General features: G+C 66.3%; 14 protein-coding genes. 4 read left to right on the forward strand and 10 right to left on the reverse strand.

The genetic code is table 11. The features are described 5' to 3' along the window. Positions 1-17 precede the first annotated feature (17 nt). Both CSC94_RS04465 and thrS read right to left on the reverse strand, forming a co-directional pair. Positions 18-752, reverse strand: a complete 735-nt coding sequence (locus CSC94_RS04465) for a L,D-transpeptidase (RefSeq protein ID WP_099305208.1) — start codon at positions 750-752, stop codon at positions 18-20. 258 nt (positions 753-1010) lie between these two features. Beyond that, positions 1011-3020, reverse strand: a complete 2010-nt coding sequence (gene thrS / locus CSC94_RS04470) for a threonine--tRNA ligase (protein ID WP_099304240.1) — start codon at positions 3018-3020, stop codon at positions 1011-1013. Between the two features lie 193 nt (positions 3021-3213). On the opposite strand from thrS, the gene CSC94_RS04475 reads away from it, so the two are divergent. Further along, a complete protein-coding gene (locus CSC94_RS04475; protein ID WP_099304242.1) occupies positions 3214-3708 on the forward strand; it encodes a LysM peptidoglycan-binding domain-containing protein in 495 nt (164 codons plus the stop codon). A gap of 9 nt (positions 3709-3717) precedes the next feature. Here CSC94_RS04475 and yidD read toward each other — a convergent pair whose 3' ends face one another. Both yidD and CSC94_RS04485 read right to left on the reverse strand, forming a co-directional pair. Beyond that, positions 3718-4065: a membrane protein insertion efficiency factor YidD gene (gene yidD, locus CSC94_RS04480; protein ID WP_099304244.1), complete on the reverse strand. Its 348-nt coding sequence runs from the start codon at positions 4063-4065 to the stop codon at positions 3718-3720. 2 nt (positions 4066-4067) lie between these two features. Continuing rightward, on the reverse strand, positions 4068-4508 hold the full coding sequence (locus tag CSC94_RS04485; RefSeq protein ID WP_099304246.1) for an iron-sulfur cluster assembly scaffold protein: 441 nt from the start codon (positions 4506-4508) through the stop codon (positions 4068-4070). Positions 4509-4818: 310 nt separating this feature from the next. Between CSC94_RS04485 and folE the strand changes: the two genes are divergently transcribed. The 3 genes from folE to CSC94_RS04500 all read left to right on the forward strand — a co-directional run bounded on the left by folE (position 4819) and on the right by CSC94_RS04500 (position 6969). Then, the gene (folE, locus tag CSC94_RS04490; RefSeq protein ID WP_425356505.1) at positions 4819-5403 is read left to right on the forward strand and encodes a GTP cyclohydrolase I FolE; all 585 of its coding nucleotides are present in this window, start codon (positions 4819-4821) and stop codon (positions 5401-5403) included. A 41-nt stretch (positions 5404-5444) separates the two neighbouring features. Further along, entirely contained in the window at positions 5445-5903 is a 459-nt protein-coding gene (hisI, locus tag CSC94_RS04495; RefSeq protein ID WP_099304250.1) for a phosphoribosyl-AMP cyclohydrolase, read from the forward strand. Positions 5904-5997: 94 nt separating this feature from the next. Then, positions 5998-6969 (forward strand): patatin-like phospholipase family protein, encoded by a 972-nt coding sequence (locus CSC94_RS04500; RefSeq protein ID WP_099304252.1) that lies wholly within the window; start codon positions 5998-6000, stop codon positions 6967-6969. A 3-nt stretch (positions 6970-6972) separates the two neighbouring features. Here the strand turns inward: CSC94_RS04500 and recJ are convergent, their stop codons facing one another. The 6 genes from recJ to CSC94_RS04530 form a co-directional block, all read right to left on the reverse strand. After that, positions 6973-8760 carry a single-stranded-DNA-specific exonuclease RecJ gene (gene recJ / locus CSC94_RS04505; protein ID WP_099304254.1) on the reverse strand — a complete coding sequence of 596 codons (1788 nt, stop codon included), beginning with the start codon at positions 8758-8760 and terminating at the stop codon, positions 6973-6975. Between the two features lie 88 nt (positions 8761-8848). Then, positions 8849-10159 carry an MFS transporter gene (locus CSC94_RS04510; protein WP_205853231.1) on the reverse strand — a complete coding sequence of 437 codons (1311 nt, stop codon included), beginning with the start codon at positions 10157-10159 and terminating at the stop codon, positions 8849-8851. Between the two features lie 118 nt (positions 10160-10277). Next, the gene (glpX, locus tag CSC94_RS04515) at positions 10278-11252 is read right to left on the reverse strand and encodes a class II fructose-bisphosphatase (RefSeq protein ID WP_099304256.1); all 975 of its coding nucleotides are present in this window, start codon (positions 11250-11252) and stop codon (positions 10278-10280) included. Between the two features lie 181 nt (positions 11253-11433). After that, the gene (locus CSC94_RS04520; protein WP_099304258.1) at positions 11434-12753 is read right to left on the reverse strand and encodes a homoserine dehydrogenase; all 1320 of its coding nucleotides are present in this window, start codon (positions 12751-12753) and stop codon (positions 11434-11436) included. Positions 12754-12828: 75 nt separating this feature from the next. After that, positions 12829-14049 carry an LL-diaminopimelate aminotransferase gene (locus tag CSC94_RS04525; protein ID WP_099305212.1) on the reverse strand — a complete coding sequence of 407 codons (1221 nt, stop codon included), beginning with the start codon at positions 14047-14049 and terminating at the stop codon, positions 12829-12831. 89 nt (positions 14050-14138) lie between these two features. Beyond that, a complete protein-coding gene (locus tag CSC94_RS04530; protein WP_099304260.1) occupies positions 14139-14579 on the reverse strand; it encodes a hypothetical protein in 441 nt (146 codons plus the stop codon). Positions 14580-14620: the final 41 nt, after the last annotated feature.

Consider the following 14620-nt stretch of genomic DNA (forward strand, 5'->3'; position numbering starts at 1 on the left):
ATTGGCTTAAAAGCGCGTCAGAGCACGACGACTTCGGCACCCATCTTCACCTTCTCGAACAGTTCGATGACATGGGCATTGATCATCCGGAAGCAACCGTTCGACGAGGCCGTACCGATCGACTGCGGCGCCGTTGTGCCGTGGATGCGGATATGGGTGTCGTTCTTGCCCTGGTAGAGGTAGATGGCGCGGGCGCCCAGCGGATTGTCCGGCCCGCCATCCATGCCGTCCTTGTATTTCCCGTATTTTTCCGGCGACCGCTTGATCATGTCGGCGGTGGGAATCCAGCGGGGCCATTCCTGCTTGTCGCCCACGGTGGCACGCCCGGTGAAGCCGAGACCTTCCTTGCCGACAGCCACGCGGTAGCGCGTGGCACGGAACGGGCTCTCGACGTAGAACAGTTCCTTGGTGGCCGACTTGATGACGATGGTGCCCGGCTTGTAGCCGGCGAAGAGCACGGTCTGCGGCGCGAACTTCGCCTCGTATTTCGAATCGGGCGAAACCTTCGCCTTTTTCGTCGTCACAGCGGCGATCTTGCGGGAAATCGCGGTCTTCTTCGCGGCTGCCTTCCTGGATTTCAGCGATTTCGCCTTCTTGCCGGTCCTCAGCGCGGACTGGGGCGTCTTGTTCAGGCTGGCGGACGGCTTGATGTCACGCTTGAACGCGCGCAGGTCGGTTTCGGCGCTGGCGGGCGAAATCCCGAGCAGGATCAGCGCGGCCAGAATGGCAAGAATGGTACGGAACGGCGTCATGGCGAACTCGGCAATGGGGACGGCGCAGGCACGCACGTCGGGTTTTCAGGCATGGTGCGAATCTAGAAGAATCCGGGTCGAACCACAAGATCGAATCGCGCAATGCTTGCATGAAATTGCCCGCCCGCGTGGCGATGTGTGACGCCTGTCACCGGGCTGCATCACCTGTATCGCGCTGGACCGGCCAGGCGCAGCGGACAAGAAAAAAGCCGGCCCGCAAGTAGCGGACCGGCTTCTTCCCGATTGCAAGGGTGGGTGTCAGTTGATGCTGGCGACCCGTGCCTGCTGCCTGCGGCGCTGGTCGGGCGGGGTCGCCTCTTCCAGCAGGCGGTGCATGGCCTGCTCCACCGTCATCGACTCCTGGTCGCGCGAGCCGAGCCGGCGCAGGTTGACCGTGCCTTCCTCCGCCTCGCGCTTGCCGCAGACGAGGATCACCGGGACCTTGGCGAGGCTGTGCTCGCGGACCTTGTAGTTGATCTTCTCGTTGCGCAGGTCCGCCTCCACCACGAGGCCGGCCTCCTTCAGCCGCGCGGCCACATCGCGCGCGTAGTCGTCGGCGTCGGAGGTGATCGTCGCGACCACGACCTGCGTCGGGGCGAACCACAGCGGCATGTGGCCGGCGTAGTTTTCCAGCAGGATGCCGAGGAAACGCTCCATGGACCCGCAGATGGCGCGGTGGATCATGACCGGCTGGCGCTTCTCCGACCGGTCGTCGATGTAGAAGGCACCGAAGCGCTCCGGCAGGTTGAAGTCGACCTGGGTGGTGCCGCACTGCCATTCGCGGCCGATGGCATCCTTCAGGACATATTCGAACTTCGGCCCGTAGAAGGCACCCTCGCCCGGGTTGATGCCGGTCCTGATGCGGCCGCCGGACTTGTCCTCGATCTGCTTGAGGACCGCGGTCATCACCTCCTCGGCGTGATCCCAGTTCTCGTCGGAGCCGACGCGCTTTTCCGGCCGCGTGGACAGCAGCACCGTGATCTCGTCGAAGCCGAAGTCGGCATAGGTCGACAGGATCAGATCGTTGATGCGCATGCATTCGGAGGCGAGCTGCTCCTCGGTGCAGAAGATGTGGGCATCGTCCTGTGTGAAGCCGCGCACGCGCATCAGCCCGTGCAGCGCGCCGGACGGTTCGTAGCGGTGTACGTTGCCGAATTCCGCCAACTTGATCGGCAGTTCCTTGTAGGACTTCAGGCCGTGCTTGAAGATCTGAACGTGGCCGGGGCAGTTCATCGGCTTGATGGCGAAGACGCGGTGGTCGGCCTCCTCGTCATCGGGGTTGGTGAAGGCATGGGCGGATTTCACCGCGAACATGTTCTCCTGGTACCAGCCCCAGTGGCCGGAGGTCTCCCACAGGCTCTTGTCGAGGATCTGCGGCGCGTTGACCTCGTCGTAGCCCTGCTCGTTCAGGCGGCGGCGCATGTAGGAGACGAGGCTCTGGAACATGCGCCAGCCCTTGGCGTGCCAGAAGACGACGCCGGGGCCCTCGTCCTGGAAATGGAACAGGTCCATCTCGCGTCCGAGCTTGCGGTGGTCGCGCTTCTCTGCCTCCTCCAGCATGTGGATGTAGTCTTCCAGCTGCTGCTGGTCGGCCCAGGCGGTGCCGTAGATGCGGGTCAGCATCGGGTTGTTGGAATCGCCGCGCCAGTAGGCGCCGGCGACCTTCATCAGCTTGAACGCCGTGCCGACCTGGCCGGTGGAGACCATGTGCGGGCCACGGCAGAGATCGAACCAGTCGCCCTGGTGGTAGATCTTGACGTCCTGGTCTTCCGGAATGGCGTCGACCAGTTCCACCTTGAAGTTCTCGCCCTTGCCGGCAAACACGTCCTTTGCCTTGTTGCGCGACCAGACCTGCTTGGTGAACGGCCGGTTGCGCGCGATGATCTCCTTCATCTTCTTCTCGATCTTCGGCAGATCGTCGGGCGTGAAGGGCTCGTTGCGGGCAAAATCGTAGTAGAAGCCGTTCTCGATCACCGGGCCGATGGTCACCTGGGTTCCCGGCCACAGTTCCTGCACGGCCTCGGCCATGACGTGGGCGGCATCGTGGCGGATGAGCTCCAGCGCGCGCGGATCATCGCGCGTCACGATCTCGATTTCGCCGGCGTCCACGGGATCGGCGAGATCGCGCAACTCGCCGTCGAGCGCAATCGCGACGGCCTTCTTGGCCAGCGATTTCGAGATGCTCTCGGCGACATCGCGGCCGGTCGCGCCGGCGGGATAGTCGCGCCGGGAACCATCGGGAAATGTCAGGGATACGGCATCGGCCATGGGTCTGTCTCCTGTTGTCCAGTCCCGCCTACGGTCGCGGGTGGGTTTTCGGCCCTGATGCGCGGGCCGGATTCGCGGCCTATCTAGCCATCCGGGTCCGCCCCGTAAAGAGCGGGGCAATGATATCGGTCACTGACAGCGACAATTCGTCCGGCCTAAGGTTTGCCGGCGGGGAGCGAACAGGAGCCATGTCATGAACATCGAAATCCTGCAGCCCCGGCCATGGGACCTCGTCGGGTCCACCATCCTGATCGCCGGCAATGCCGTCGCCTTCGAGGGCCACCTGACGATCCGGGTGTCGGAAGGCCATGCCGAGTACACCGGCACCGCAGCCGCCGGCGCGACATCTATCCGGCCCTTCCAGGGGTCGGTCACCATTCCGCCCGGCCCGGCCTTCATGCTCAACCGCCTGTTCGTCACCGTGACGGACGATTCCGGCGGCGGCGATGGCGGGACCCCGCCGACAGTCGTCGTTCCCGTGCTCTACGGCCCGATGATCCTCGACGGCTATGCCGGCTACTGGCAGCACACCGTGGCCAGCGGAGAAACGCTGTCGTCGATCGCCAGGGACTATTTCGAGGGCGACGCGTCGCAATACACCGTCATCCACCAGGCCAACCAGCACATCATCTCCAACCCGGACCTGATCGTTCCCGGCCAGGTGCTGCGCATACCCCGCACCGCGTGATGCGCCGTCTCAGTGGCCGTGATCGTGGCGGTGGCGGCCATTGCGCCAGAAGCGCCACGGCGTCCACCAGTGCTGATCGGGCGCCAGCACCTCGGGCACGTTGTCAATACCGCAGGTGCCGCCGGGACCGCAGCGCCCGACGCGGAACAGCGTCAGCCAGCCGCCGTTCCACAGGCCATGGCGGGCAATGGCCTCGTATCCGTATTCGGAACAGGTCGGCATGTGGCGGCAGGAATTGCCGATGAAGCCGGACAGCGTGAGCTGGTAGAGCCGGATGAACCCGGTGCCGAACAGGCGGCCGGGCGTCTTCGGCCACGCGCCGGCCCAGTTTCGTCCGCGGTGGCCGATAGTGGTCATGGTCAGGCGGCAGCCGCCTTCCGGTCGATCTGGTCGAGGCAGTCGACCACGGCATCGAAGGTCAGCATGGTGGAGGCATGACGTGCCTTGTAATCGCGCACGGGCTCCATGTATTTCAGGTCGGCGAAGCGGCCTTCCGGCGGCGGACCGTTCTCCTTGAGCATCCTGCGCATGGTCTCGCGGACCTGGCGCAGTTCGTCCGCCGTGGCACCGACGATGTTCTGCGCCATGATGGACGACGAGGCCTGGCCAAGCGCACAGGCCTTCACGTCGTGCGCGAAACCGGTCACCACACCGTCGTTCACCTTGAGATCGACCGTCACGGTCGATCCGCAGAGCTTGGAATGGGCCGTCGCCGTGGCGTCGGGGTCGGCCAGGCGCGGCATGCGCGGGATGTTGCCGGCAAACCCGAGGATCTTGGCATTGTAGACGTCGTCGATCATGACCGCTTCGTCCTTCTTGACGCGTTCGGCAAGACAAATGCCGCGGAACGCATCTTTGATTTCGTCACTCGCAGACTATATAAGGTCTGGTCAGGCCGCGCGGCAAGCTGTGCGAAGGAACAGCATCACCCAAGGCCGGCAGGAAACGCCGCAGGTCGGCAGGTTTCGGAAAATTCCGGAAAACCGTTGCAGGCAGTGGTCCGTTCAACTCGTTCCTCCGTATCTTGAGAGGAACTACGGGAGACGCCTCGTCATGGATGCCATCGTTACCAACATTTCTTCCCTGACCGACACCATCAAGACAGACACAATGGAAGACCGGCCGAGCCGCGAAGAAGCGGAAGCCGCCGTGCGCACCCTGTTGCGCTGGGTCGGCGACAACCCGGATCGCGAGGGCCTCCTCGACACGCCCGCCCGCGTGGTCAAGGCGTACGAGGAGATGTTCTCCGGCTACGGCGCCAACGCCGCCGAGGAACTGGGCCGCACCTTCGAGGAAGTGGCGGGCTATGACGACATGGTCATCGTGCGCGACATCCAGTTCCATTCCCATTGCGAACATCACATGGTGCCGATCATCGGCCGCGCCCATGTCGGCTACCTGCCGGACGGCAAGGTGCTCGGCCTGTCGAAGATCGCGCGCGTGGTACACATCTTCGCCCGCCGCCTGCAGACCCAGGAAGCGATGACGGCGCAGATTGCCGCCACCATCCAGGACGTGCTAAATCCGCGCGGCGTCGCGGTGCTGATCGAGGCCGAGCACATGTGCATGGCCATGCGCGGCATCCGCCAGCAGGGGTCGACCACCACGACCTCCACCTTCACCGGCGCCTTCCGCGACAACCCGGAAGAGCAGGTGCGCTTCTTCACCCTGGCACGGGACATGGGCCGCCGCTGAGGCGCCAGCCGGTTCCGAGCCGCCGCGACACGGGACCGGCCATGACCGATACCGCCTTCAAGGCCCCCTCTTCCGACAAGCATGTCCTCGAGACCGGCGCGGATTTCACGCCGCGCTTCGATGCCAACGGGCTCGTCACCGCCGTCGTGACGGATGCGGACGACGGCGAACTGCTGATGGTCGCCTTCATGAACGCCGAAGCCCTGGCGCTGACACTCGAAACCGGGCTGGCGCATTACTGGTCGCGGTCGCGCAAGGCCTTGTGGAAGAAGGGCGAGACCTCCGGAAACATGCAGGAGGTGGTCGAGATGCGCACCGACTGCGACCAGGACGCGGTCTGGCTGAAGGTTCGCGTTGGCGGACACGATGCGACCTGCCACACAGGCAAGCGGTCCTGCTTCTACCGCATCGCATCGCTCGCGGACGGCGGGCCGCATCTCGCCGACGACGGCACACCGCGGCGATTTGACGCCGAAACCGTCTACGGAAAAGACCAGTAACGCGGCAGTTGCCGAAAAACCGGCCGATTTGATTCCGAATTTACCAGTCGTTGAATAAAATCAGCGATACTGGAAATATCGATAGGAGGCTGGCATGCAGCTCTGGGCCATGTCCCACAAGGAAAAGCCTGCCGCGCACACAGGGGCGCCGCCCCCGGTCCTGACCCAGGATCCGCCAGCCCCTGCCCCCGCTTCACGGAAGAAGGGAATCGCGCTTGCCCTCGGCGGCGGCGCTGCCCGCGGCTGGGCCCATATCGGCGTTCTGCGCGCGCTCGATGAGGCGGAGGTGCCGGTGGGCATGATTGCCGGAACCTCGATCGGCGCACTGGTCGGCGGCTGCTACCTTGCCGGAAAGCTGGACGAACTGGAAGAATTCGCGCGCAGCCTGACGCGGCGCCGGCTGCTGGGCCTGCTCGACCTGAACTTCGGCGGCAACGGCCTGCTTGGCGGCATGCGGCTGGACGCACGGATGCGCGAACACATGGAAGGCCTGACCTTCAAGGATCTGCCGGCCCCCTTTGTCTGCGTGGCGACCGAGATCATGACCGGCCACGAGATCTGGCTGCACAGCGGCTCGCTGATCACCGCCATGCGCGCGTCCTACGCGCTGCCCGGCGTCTTCGAACCCGTCGTCAGCAATGGACGCACGCTGGTCGACGGGGCGCTGGTCAACCCGGTGCCGGTGTCGGTCTGCCGGGCCTACGAGCAGCGGCTGGTGATCGCCGTGAACCTGCACTACGACCTGTTCGGCCGTGCTGCGGTGGTGAAGCACGCGGCAACGGCCGCGGACAACGACGACGCCGAGGCGGCGGAAACACCGCCGGCCAACGAGAAACCGGCACGGCTCGGCATCACCGGCGTCATGGTGGAAGCCTTCAACATCATCCAGGACCGCATCTCGCGGGCCCGCCTGGCGGGCGATCCGCCGGACCTGTCGCTTTTCCCGGCGCTCTCGCAGGTCGGCCTGACGGAATTTCACCGCGCCGCCGAAGCCATCGAGCTGGGCTATGCCGAAACGATGCACCGTATGGCCGACATCAAGCGGCTCCAGTCCGTCAGCGTCTGATCGTCACCCGATCTCCGCCGCATCCAGCAGCCGGTACTGCACCCGCACCTGCCCGTTCCAGTGATTGAGGCCGAGCGTCCCGGCCGTGTGGATCATCCGGCCGCGGCTCGCCGCCAGGAAGCGTCCCAGGTCCGTGTCGGCGGCACGAAAGGCCATGGCATCGATGCGCCGGCCGGTCTGCGACTGCAGCGAGACGCGCAAATGCGCGCCGGCATTGCCCACCGGCTGGACCGCCGTGACCGTGTGGCGCGGCATGGCAAAAACGGGCTGAGCATGGCCAGCACCGTAAGGCCCGGCCTGTTCGAGCAGGTCCATCAGCTTTACCGTGGCGCCGTCAGCCGTCAGCGCGGCGTCGATCTTGAGCGACTGGGTGGCGACGAGCTGGTCGACCGCTGCCCGTGAACGTTCCTCGAAAAATGCCCGCAGATCGCCAAGGCGCGCCCGCTCGACCGTGATGCCGGCCGCCATGGCATGGCCGCCGCCCTTGACCAGCAGACCCTCCCTGACAGCCTCGCCGACGAGGCGGCCGAGATCGAAGCCGGGGATCGACCGGCCCGACCCCGTGCCCCGGCCGTTCACGTCGAAGGCGATGGCGAAGGCGGGACGGCGGGCAAAGTCCTTCAGGCGCGAGGCGATCAGCCCGGCGATTCCCGGGTGCCAGTCGGTGCTTTCGGTGACGAGCACGGCCGGACCGGCGCCGTGCAGCATTTCCGCCTCGGCCTGGGCGCGGGCATCGGCCAGCATGGCCTGCTCCATGGCCTGGCGTTCCTGGTTCAGCGCATCCAGACGGCCGGCGATCTCGCGCGTTTCGCCTGGATCGTCGCTCGCCAGCAGGCGGCTGCCGAGGGCGGCGTCGCCAATCCGTCCACCGGCATTGATCCGCGGTCCGAGGGCGAAACCGAAATGCCAGGGGGCGATGGGTTCGCCGATGCGCGCAACGGCGGCCAGCGCCGCCATGCCGGGCGTGTGAAGGCTGCGGGCCACCTGGACACCCTTGGTCACGAAGGCGCGGTTGACGCCTTTCAGCGGCACGACATCGCAAACCGTGGCCATGGCGACGAGATCGAGCATGCCGAGAAGGTCCGGCGGCGGCTTGCCCCTGCGCGCGCGGATCAGGCTCGACACGCGCACCAGTGCCAGGAAGACGACGCCCGCGGCACACAGGTGCCCTTGTCCGGACAGATCGTCGTCGCGGTTGGGATTGACCACGGCGGTCGCGCCGGCTGGCGGCTCAGCCAGCATCTGGTGGTGATCGAGCACGACGACATCGGCGCCCGCCCCGACGGCGGCGGCGATGGCCTCGGCGCTGTTGGAGCCGCAGTCGACGGTGACGATCAGGCCGGCGCCGCGGCCGCGCAGGTCGCGCATGGCGGCGGGATTGGGCCCGTAACCCTCGAAGATCCGGTCGGGGATGTAGATCTCGTGGGGAACGCCGAAATGGTTGAGATAGCGGCTCATCAGCGCCGAGGAAACGGCGCCGTCGACGTCGTAGTCGCCGAAGATCGCCACGCGTTCGCCGTTGACGATCGCGGCGGCAATGCGCTCGGCGGCGGCGTCCATGGCGGTCAGGCTGGACGGATCGGGCATGAGGTCGCGGATGGTCGGCTGCAGGAACCGTTCAGCATCCTGCAGCAACACACCCCGACCTGCCATGACGCGGGCGACGAGATCGTCGATGCCGTGGGTCTGGGCCATGGCGAGCGCGACATTCTCCTCCGCCGGCCCCAGGCGGGACCGCCAGGCCATGCCGGAGGCCGACTGCCGGACATTCAGGAAATAGGTCTTGTCCATGGCCGCGTGTCCGCTCGTGATTCGGTTCGCGCCGGAGAATGCCCGCCGCACCGGCGCGATGGCAAGCGCGGCTCCAGCGGGGCGCCGTTCAGCGCAGGGGCTCCCGGCTGCGGTCCGGCATCAGGACCAGAGCCACCACGGCCAGCGCCGCCGCAGCCACCATGTAGAAGGCCGGCGCCAGCGGATTGCCTGTCAAGGCGATCAGGCTGGTGGCGATCATCGGCGTCAGGCCGCCGAAGATGCCGAGCCCGATATTGAAGGCGACCGAATAGCCGGACAGGCGATCGGATTCGGGAAAGAGCTCGGCAAACAGCGCCGGGCCCGACCCGAGCGGGACCGCGAGCAGCAGGAAGGTCAGCGCATGGGCGACGATCACCGAGGCAAGCGAGCCTGACGACGCGAGCATCCAGGCCTGCAGCGGCCAGGCTGCCAGGCCGAGGGCGGCCAGCGCGATCGCGATCCAGGTCCGGCGCGGCAGGACCCGGTCTCCCACGATGGCGGCCAGCGGCATGGCCGGGATGACGAGAAAGGTCATCAGCGTGTTGATCGTCAACGCGTCGCCACGCGCCATGAGATGCTGCGCCGAGAGCCATTCCGGCAGATAGACGAACGCGATGTAATAGCTGGTGCCGTAGCTGGCGGCGAAGGCCAGCGCCAACAGCGTCTCGCGCCGGTTGGTCGTGAAGGCCTGGAGCAGCGGCGAGGTTTCCTCGCGGCACGCGTGATGCTCCCGGAAGCGCTTCGATTCATGAAGGTTTCGCCGCAGCCATATGGCCGTCGTGCCGAGGATGGCGCCGCCGAGGAACGGCAGCCGCCAGGCCCAGTCATGCAGGTCCGCGGCGCTGAACAGGCTGGTGACGAGCGCCGCCGCGCCGACGCCGAGCAGCGATCCCGACATCGAGCCGATATTGGCCCAGCTCCCGGTGACGCCGCGCCTTCCCTCGGGCGCGGTTTCGACGAGATAGGTGACCGAGGACGAGAACTCGCCGCCGACCGACAGACCCTGGACGAGGCGGACGAGGACAAGCAGGACCGGTGCTGCCAGCCCCGCGGTCTGATAGGACGGCAGCAGGCCGAGCAGCAGCGTCGGCAGGGCCATCATGACGACGGAGATCTGCATGGTGCGCGCCCGGCCGTAGCGGTCGCCGAACCAGCCGAATGCGGCCGCTCCAAGCGGGCGCATGATGAAGCCGGCGGCGAAGATGCCATAGGTGGCGATCAGGGCTGCGGTGGGGTTCCCGGCCGGGAAGAATACCGGCGCGATGACGCCGGCCAGGTATCCGTAGAGCGCGAAATCGTACCATTCCACGACATTGCCGATGAAGCCGGCCATGATCCGGTGCCTGATATCCGGTGGCTTCGGCGCCGCGTCCGTCATGTCCTTCACCTTGCCGCCCATTCGCACGTCCATGGCCGCAAGGCTCGACCGGCAATCCGGCAAAGACAAGGCAAAAGAGAACGGCCGCCCCGCAGGCGGAGCAGCCGGGATCGCCGGATCGATGCGGTGCGTCCGGGGCTCAGAACTTGGACTGGTCCTGGTGCTTGGCCTTGATCTCGCGCACGGTCTGCGAGGAGGAACGCATGACGATGGTGTGGGTGCCGATGTAGTCGCGGGCGAATTTCACGCCCGAGAGCATATTGCCGTCGGTCACGCCGGTGGCCGCGAAGAGGACATCGCCGCGGGCCATTTCCTCCATGGTGTAAATCTTGTTCGGATCCTCGATGCCCATGGTCTTGGCGCGGGCGATCTTTTCCTCCGAGTTGAGCTGCAGCCGGCCTTCCATCTGGCCGCCGATGCAGCGCAGGGCCGCTGCGGCCAGCACGCCTTCCGGCGCACCGCCGATGCCGAGGTAGATGTCGATACCGGTCTCGTCGGGATCGGTCGTATGGATGACGCCGGCCACGTCGCCGTCACCGATCAGGCGGATGGAGGCACCAGTCTCGCGCACGTCCTCGATCAGGCGGGCGTGACGCGGGCGGTCGAGGATGCAGGCGGTGATCTCGTTGACCGGCACGCCCTTGGCCTTGGCCAGCGCGTGGATGTTGTCGCGGGCGCTGGCCTCGAGGCTGACCGTGCCCTTCGGGTAGCCGGGTCCGATGGCGATCTTGTCCATGTAGACATCAGGCGCATAGAGCAGGCTGCCCTTTTCGGCGATGGCGATGACGGCCAGCGAGTTGGGCAGGTTCTTGGCGCAGATGGTGGTGCCTTCCAGCGGGTCGAGCGCAATGTCGACCTCGGAGCCGCCCATGCCGACCTCCTCGCCGATGTAGAGCATCGGCGCCTCGTCGCGCTCGCCCTCGCCGATGACGACCGTGCCGGCGATCGGCAGGCGGTTGAGCTCGTTGCGCATGGCGTCGACGGCGACCTGGTCGGCCGCCTTCTCGTCGCCGCGACCACGCAGGCGCGCCGCCGCAACGGCCGCCGCCTCGGTGACGCGCACCAGTTCGAGGGTAAGTATACGGTCGAGACCGGAAGACGCGTTCTTGGCCATGGCACATCCTGACTGGAAAGACTGATCGAGACCTCGAACCTGCCTGGCGGCAGGTCCATCCGAGCGATCTTTTGTCAGAGCGGCGGGCGGGCCGCAAGGGCCGCCGCGGCCTTTCTCACGGTTCGGTAAAATTCAAACCGATTGAAAGTCAACGACTTGCCGAAAGACCCCGCGTGCAGGCTCAGTCGGCCCGTTCGATGCGAATGACCTGCGGACGATCGGTGAGATGACCATCCTCGGTGATTCCCTCCACGGCCTTGCGGACGGCCGCTTCCGTGGTCTCGTGGGTGACGAGAATGACCGTCTTGGCCCCGGTTCCGCCGTCTTCCGCCGGGTCGGACCGCTGGACGATCGATTCCAGGGAAATGGCGTTGTCGGCCATGCGGCGGGCGATGCCGGCGAAGACGCCGGTGCGGTCGTGTACGGTCAGGCGGATGAAATAGCCGCCCTCGTGGCTGCGCATCCGCGCCCGCTCGTAGGGCTTGAGGTCCTTCGCCGGCCAGCCGAGTGCCGGGCCGTGCTGGAAACCGGGCTGGCTCTTGGCGATGTCGGCGATGTCGCCGATGACCGCCGAGGCCGTGGCATTGCCACCGGCGCCGGGACCCGACAGCAGCAGTTCGCCCAGAAGGTCGGTCTCGATGGCCACCGCGTTGGTCACGCCGTGCACCTGGGCGATGACCGAGCTTTTCGGCACCATTGTCGGATGAACGCGCTGCTCGATGCCGCTGTCGGTTTTCTGCGCCACGCCGAGGAGCTTGATGCGGTAGCCGAGTTCGCCGGCGGCGTGGATGTCGGCCAGCGAGATGTTGGAGATGCCTTCCAGGTAGATGTCGTCGGCGGCGATCTGCGTGCCGAAAGCGATCGAGGTCAGGATGGCCAGCTTGTGGGCCGTGTCGTTGCCCTCGATGTCGAAGGTCGGATCGGCCTCGGCATAGCCCAGGCGCTGCGCATCCGCCAGCACGTCGGCGAAGGGGATTTCCTCTTCCTCCATGCGCGTCAGGATGTAGTTGCAGGTGCCGTTCATAATGCCGAAGACGCGCTCGATGGTGTTGCCCGCCAGGGCCTCGCGCATGGTCTTGATGACCGGGATGCCACCGGCGACGGCGGCCTCGAAATTGAGCAGAACGCCCTTCTCCTCGGCGATGGCGGCCAGTTCGACGCCATGCCTGGCCAGAAGCGCCTTGTTGGCGGTGACGACGTGGCGGCCGGCATTCAGCGCCGCCTTGACGGCCTCGTAGGGCGCGCCGGCATCGCCGCCGATCAGTTCCACGAAGACATCGATGCCGTTGGAACGGGCCAGTTCCACCGGGTCGTCGAACCAGGACATTCCGGAGATGTCGATGCCACGGTCCCGGCTGCGGTCGCGCGCGCTGACGGCGGCCACCTCGATGGTCCGGCCGCACTGCCGGGTGAGCACGGCTGCATGTTCGGCAAGAATGCGCACGACCGACGCTCCCACCGTTCCCAAACCGGCAATTCCTACGCGCAGCGCCTCAGTCATGGTGGCGACGTCCCCCGTCCCTCTTCGATTGCTGTTCCGCAGGGCCGGCAGGACGCCGGCCCGGATGCCGTGCCGTCAGCGGCGTGCCGACAGGGACACGACGTTGTCCTTGTCCGTCGGCGCGGCCGTGGACAGGAACTTCTTGATGTTGCGCGCGGCCTGGCGGATCCGGTGCTCGTTTTCCACCAGGGCAAGGCGCACGTGATCGTCGCCATGTTCGCCGAAACCGATGCCCGGCGCCACCGCGACATGGGCCTTTTCCACCAGCAGCTTGGAGAATTCCAGCGATCCCATGGCCTTGAACGGCTCGGGAATCGGCGCCCAGGCGAACATGGTGGCCGGCGGCGGCGGCACGTCCCAGCCGGCGCGGGCAAAGGAATCGACCATCACGTCGCGGCGCGCCTTGTAGATCTGGCGCACTTCCTCGATCTCGGAACCGTCGCCGTTGAGCGCGGCGGTGGCCGCGACCTGGATCGGCGTGAAGGCGCCGTAGTCGAGGTAGGACTTCACGCGGGCAAGCGCCGCGATCAGGCGTTCGTTTCCGACGGCGAAGCCCATGCGCCAGCCGGGCATGGAGAAGGTCTTCGACATGGAGGTGAACTCGACGGCGATGTCCATGGCGCCCGGCACTTCCAGCAGCGAGGGTGGCGGGTTGTCGTCGAAGTAGATTTCCGAATAGGCCAGGTCCGACAGCAGGATGATGTCGTTCTTGCGGGCGTAATCGACGACCTCGCGATAGAAATCGAGCGAGGCGACGTGGGCCGTCGGGTTGGACGGATAGTTGAGAATGAGCGCCAGCGGCTTGGGGATCGAGTGGCGGACGCCGCGATCGAGCGCCGCCATGAAGGCGTCGTTCGGCTCGACGGGCAGAGCGCGGATGACGCCGCCGGACATGATGAAGCCGAAGGCGTGGATCGGATAGGTCGGGTTGGGGCACAGGATGACGTCGCCGGGCGCCGTGATGGCCTGGGCCATGTTGGCAAAGCCCTCCTTGGATCCGAGCGTGGCGACGACCTGGGTGTCGGGATTGAGCTTCACACCGAAGCGGCGGGCATAGTAGTTCGCCTGTGCCTTGCGCAGGCCGGGAATGCCGCGCGAGGAGGAATAGCGATGGGTGCGCGGATCGCGCACGACATCGACCAGCTTGTCGACGATGGACTTCGGCGTGGGAAGGTCCGGGTTGCCCATGCCAAGGTCGATGATATCGGCCCCGGCGGCCCGGGCACTGGCCTTCAGCCGGTTGACCTGCTCGAACACATAGGGTGGAAGCCTGCGGACCTTGTGAAATTCTTCCATCGTCGTGACCATCACTTGCTCGAAGCCGTCATTTGCCGGCTCTCTCCAGCGGCACGCTATACACCCTCGCCCCCGCCGGGTCGATAGCGTCACTCGTTTTCAATCTGCTTCAATGTCTCTTGCGCATGCGTCTTGCCGAGGCGGCGCAATTCCTCGTCGGACAGGACCTCGGTCTTGGACCTGTTCCAGTCCTGCACCTTGCGTGCCTGCCGCAATTCCCAGACCGTTGCCGCCCGTTCGCGTGCCGAAATCTGCGACGTCTGGCCCTCCGGGACGACGTTGATGTTGGGAAACTGGCCGGTGTTGCGGGCATCGGTCATGGCGGGCGGCACCGGCGGCGGGCGCTCGCCCTGCACGGCGGCGGCCTGCGTATCCGCCTGGGCACCGGCCGGCCGCGACACGGGCGCCGGCGCGCCTGCCACGGACGGCGCGGGCATCAGCGACCGCGGTGCAGCATCCTCGAGGCTGGCGGTGGTGCAGCCGGCGGCCAGCATTCCCGCCGTGACCAGCGCGGCATGTCCCAGCGTCATCTTCCTGACACCTTGCGGCAAGAAAAGCCTCATCGATTCAC

It is taken from the genome of Zhengella mangrovi (genome assembly GCF_002727065.1).
GTDB lineage: Bacteria > Pseudomonadota > Alphaproteobacteria > Rhizobiales > Rhizobiaceae > Zhengella > Zhengella mangrovi.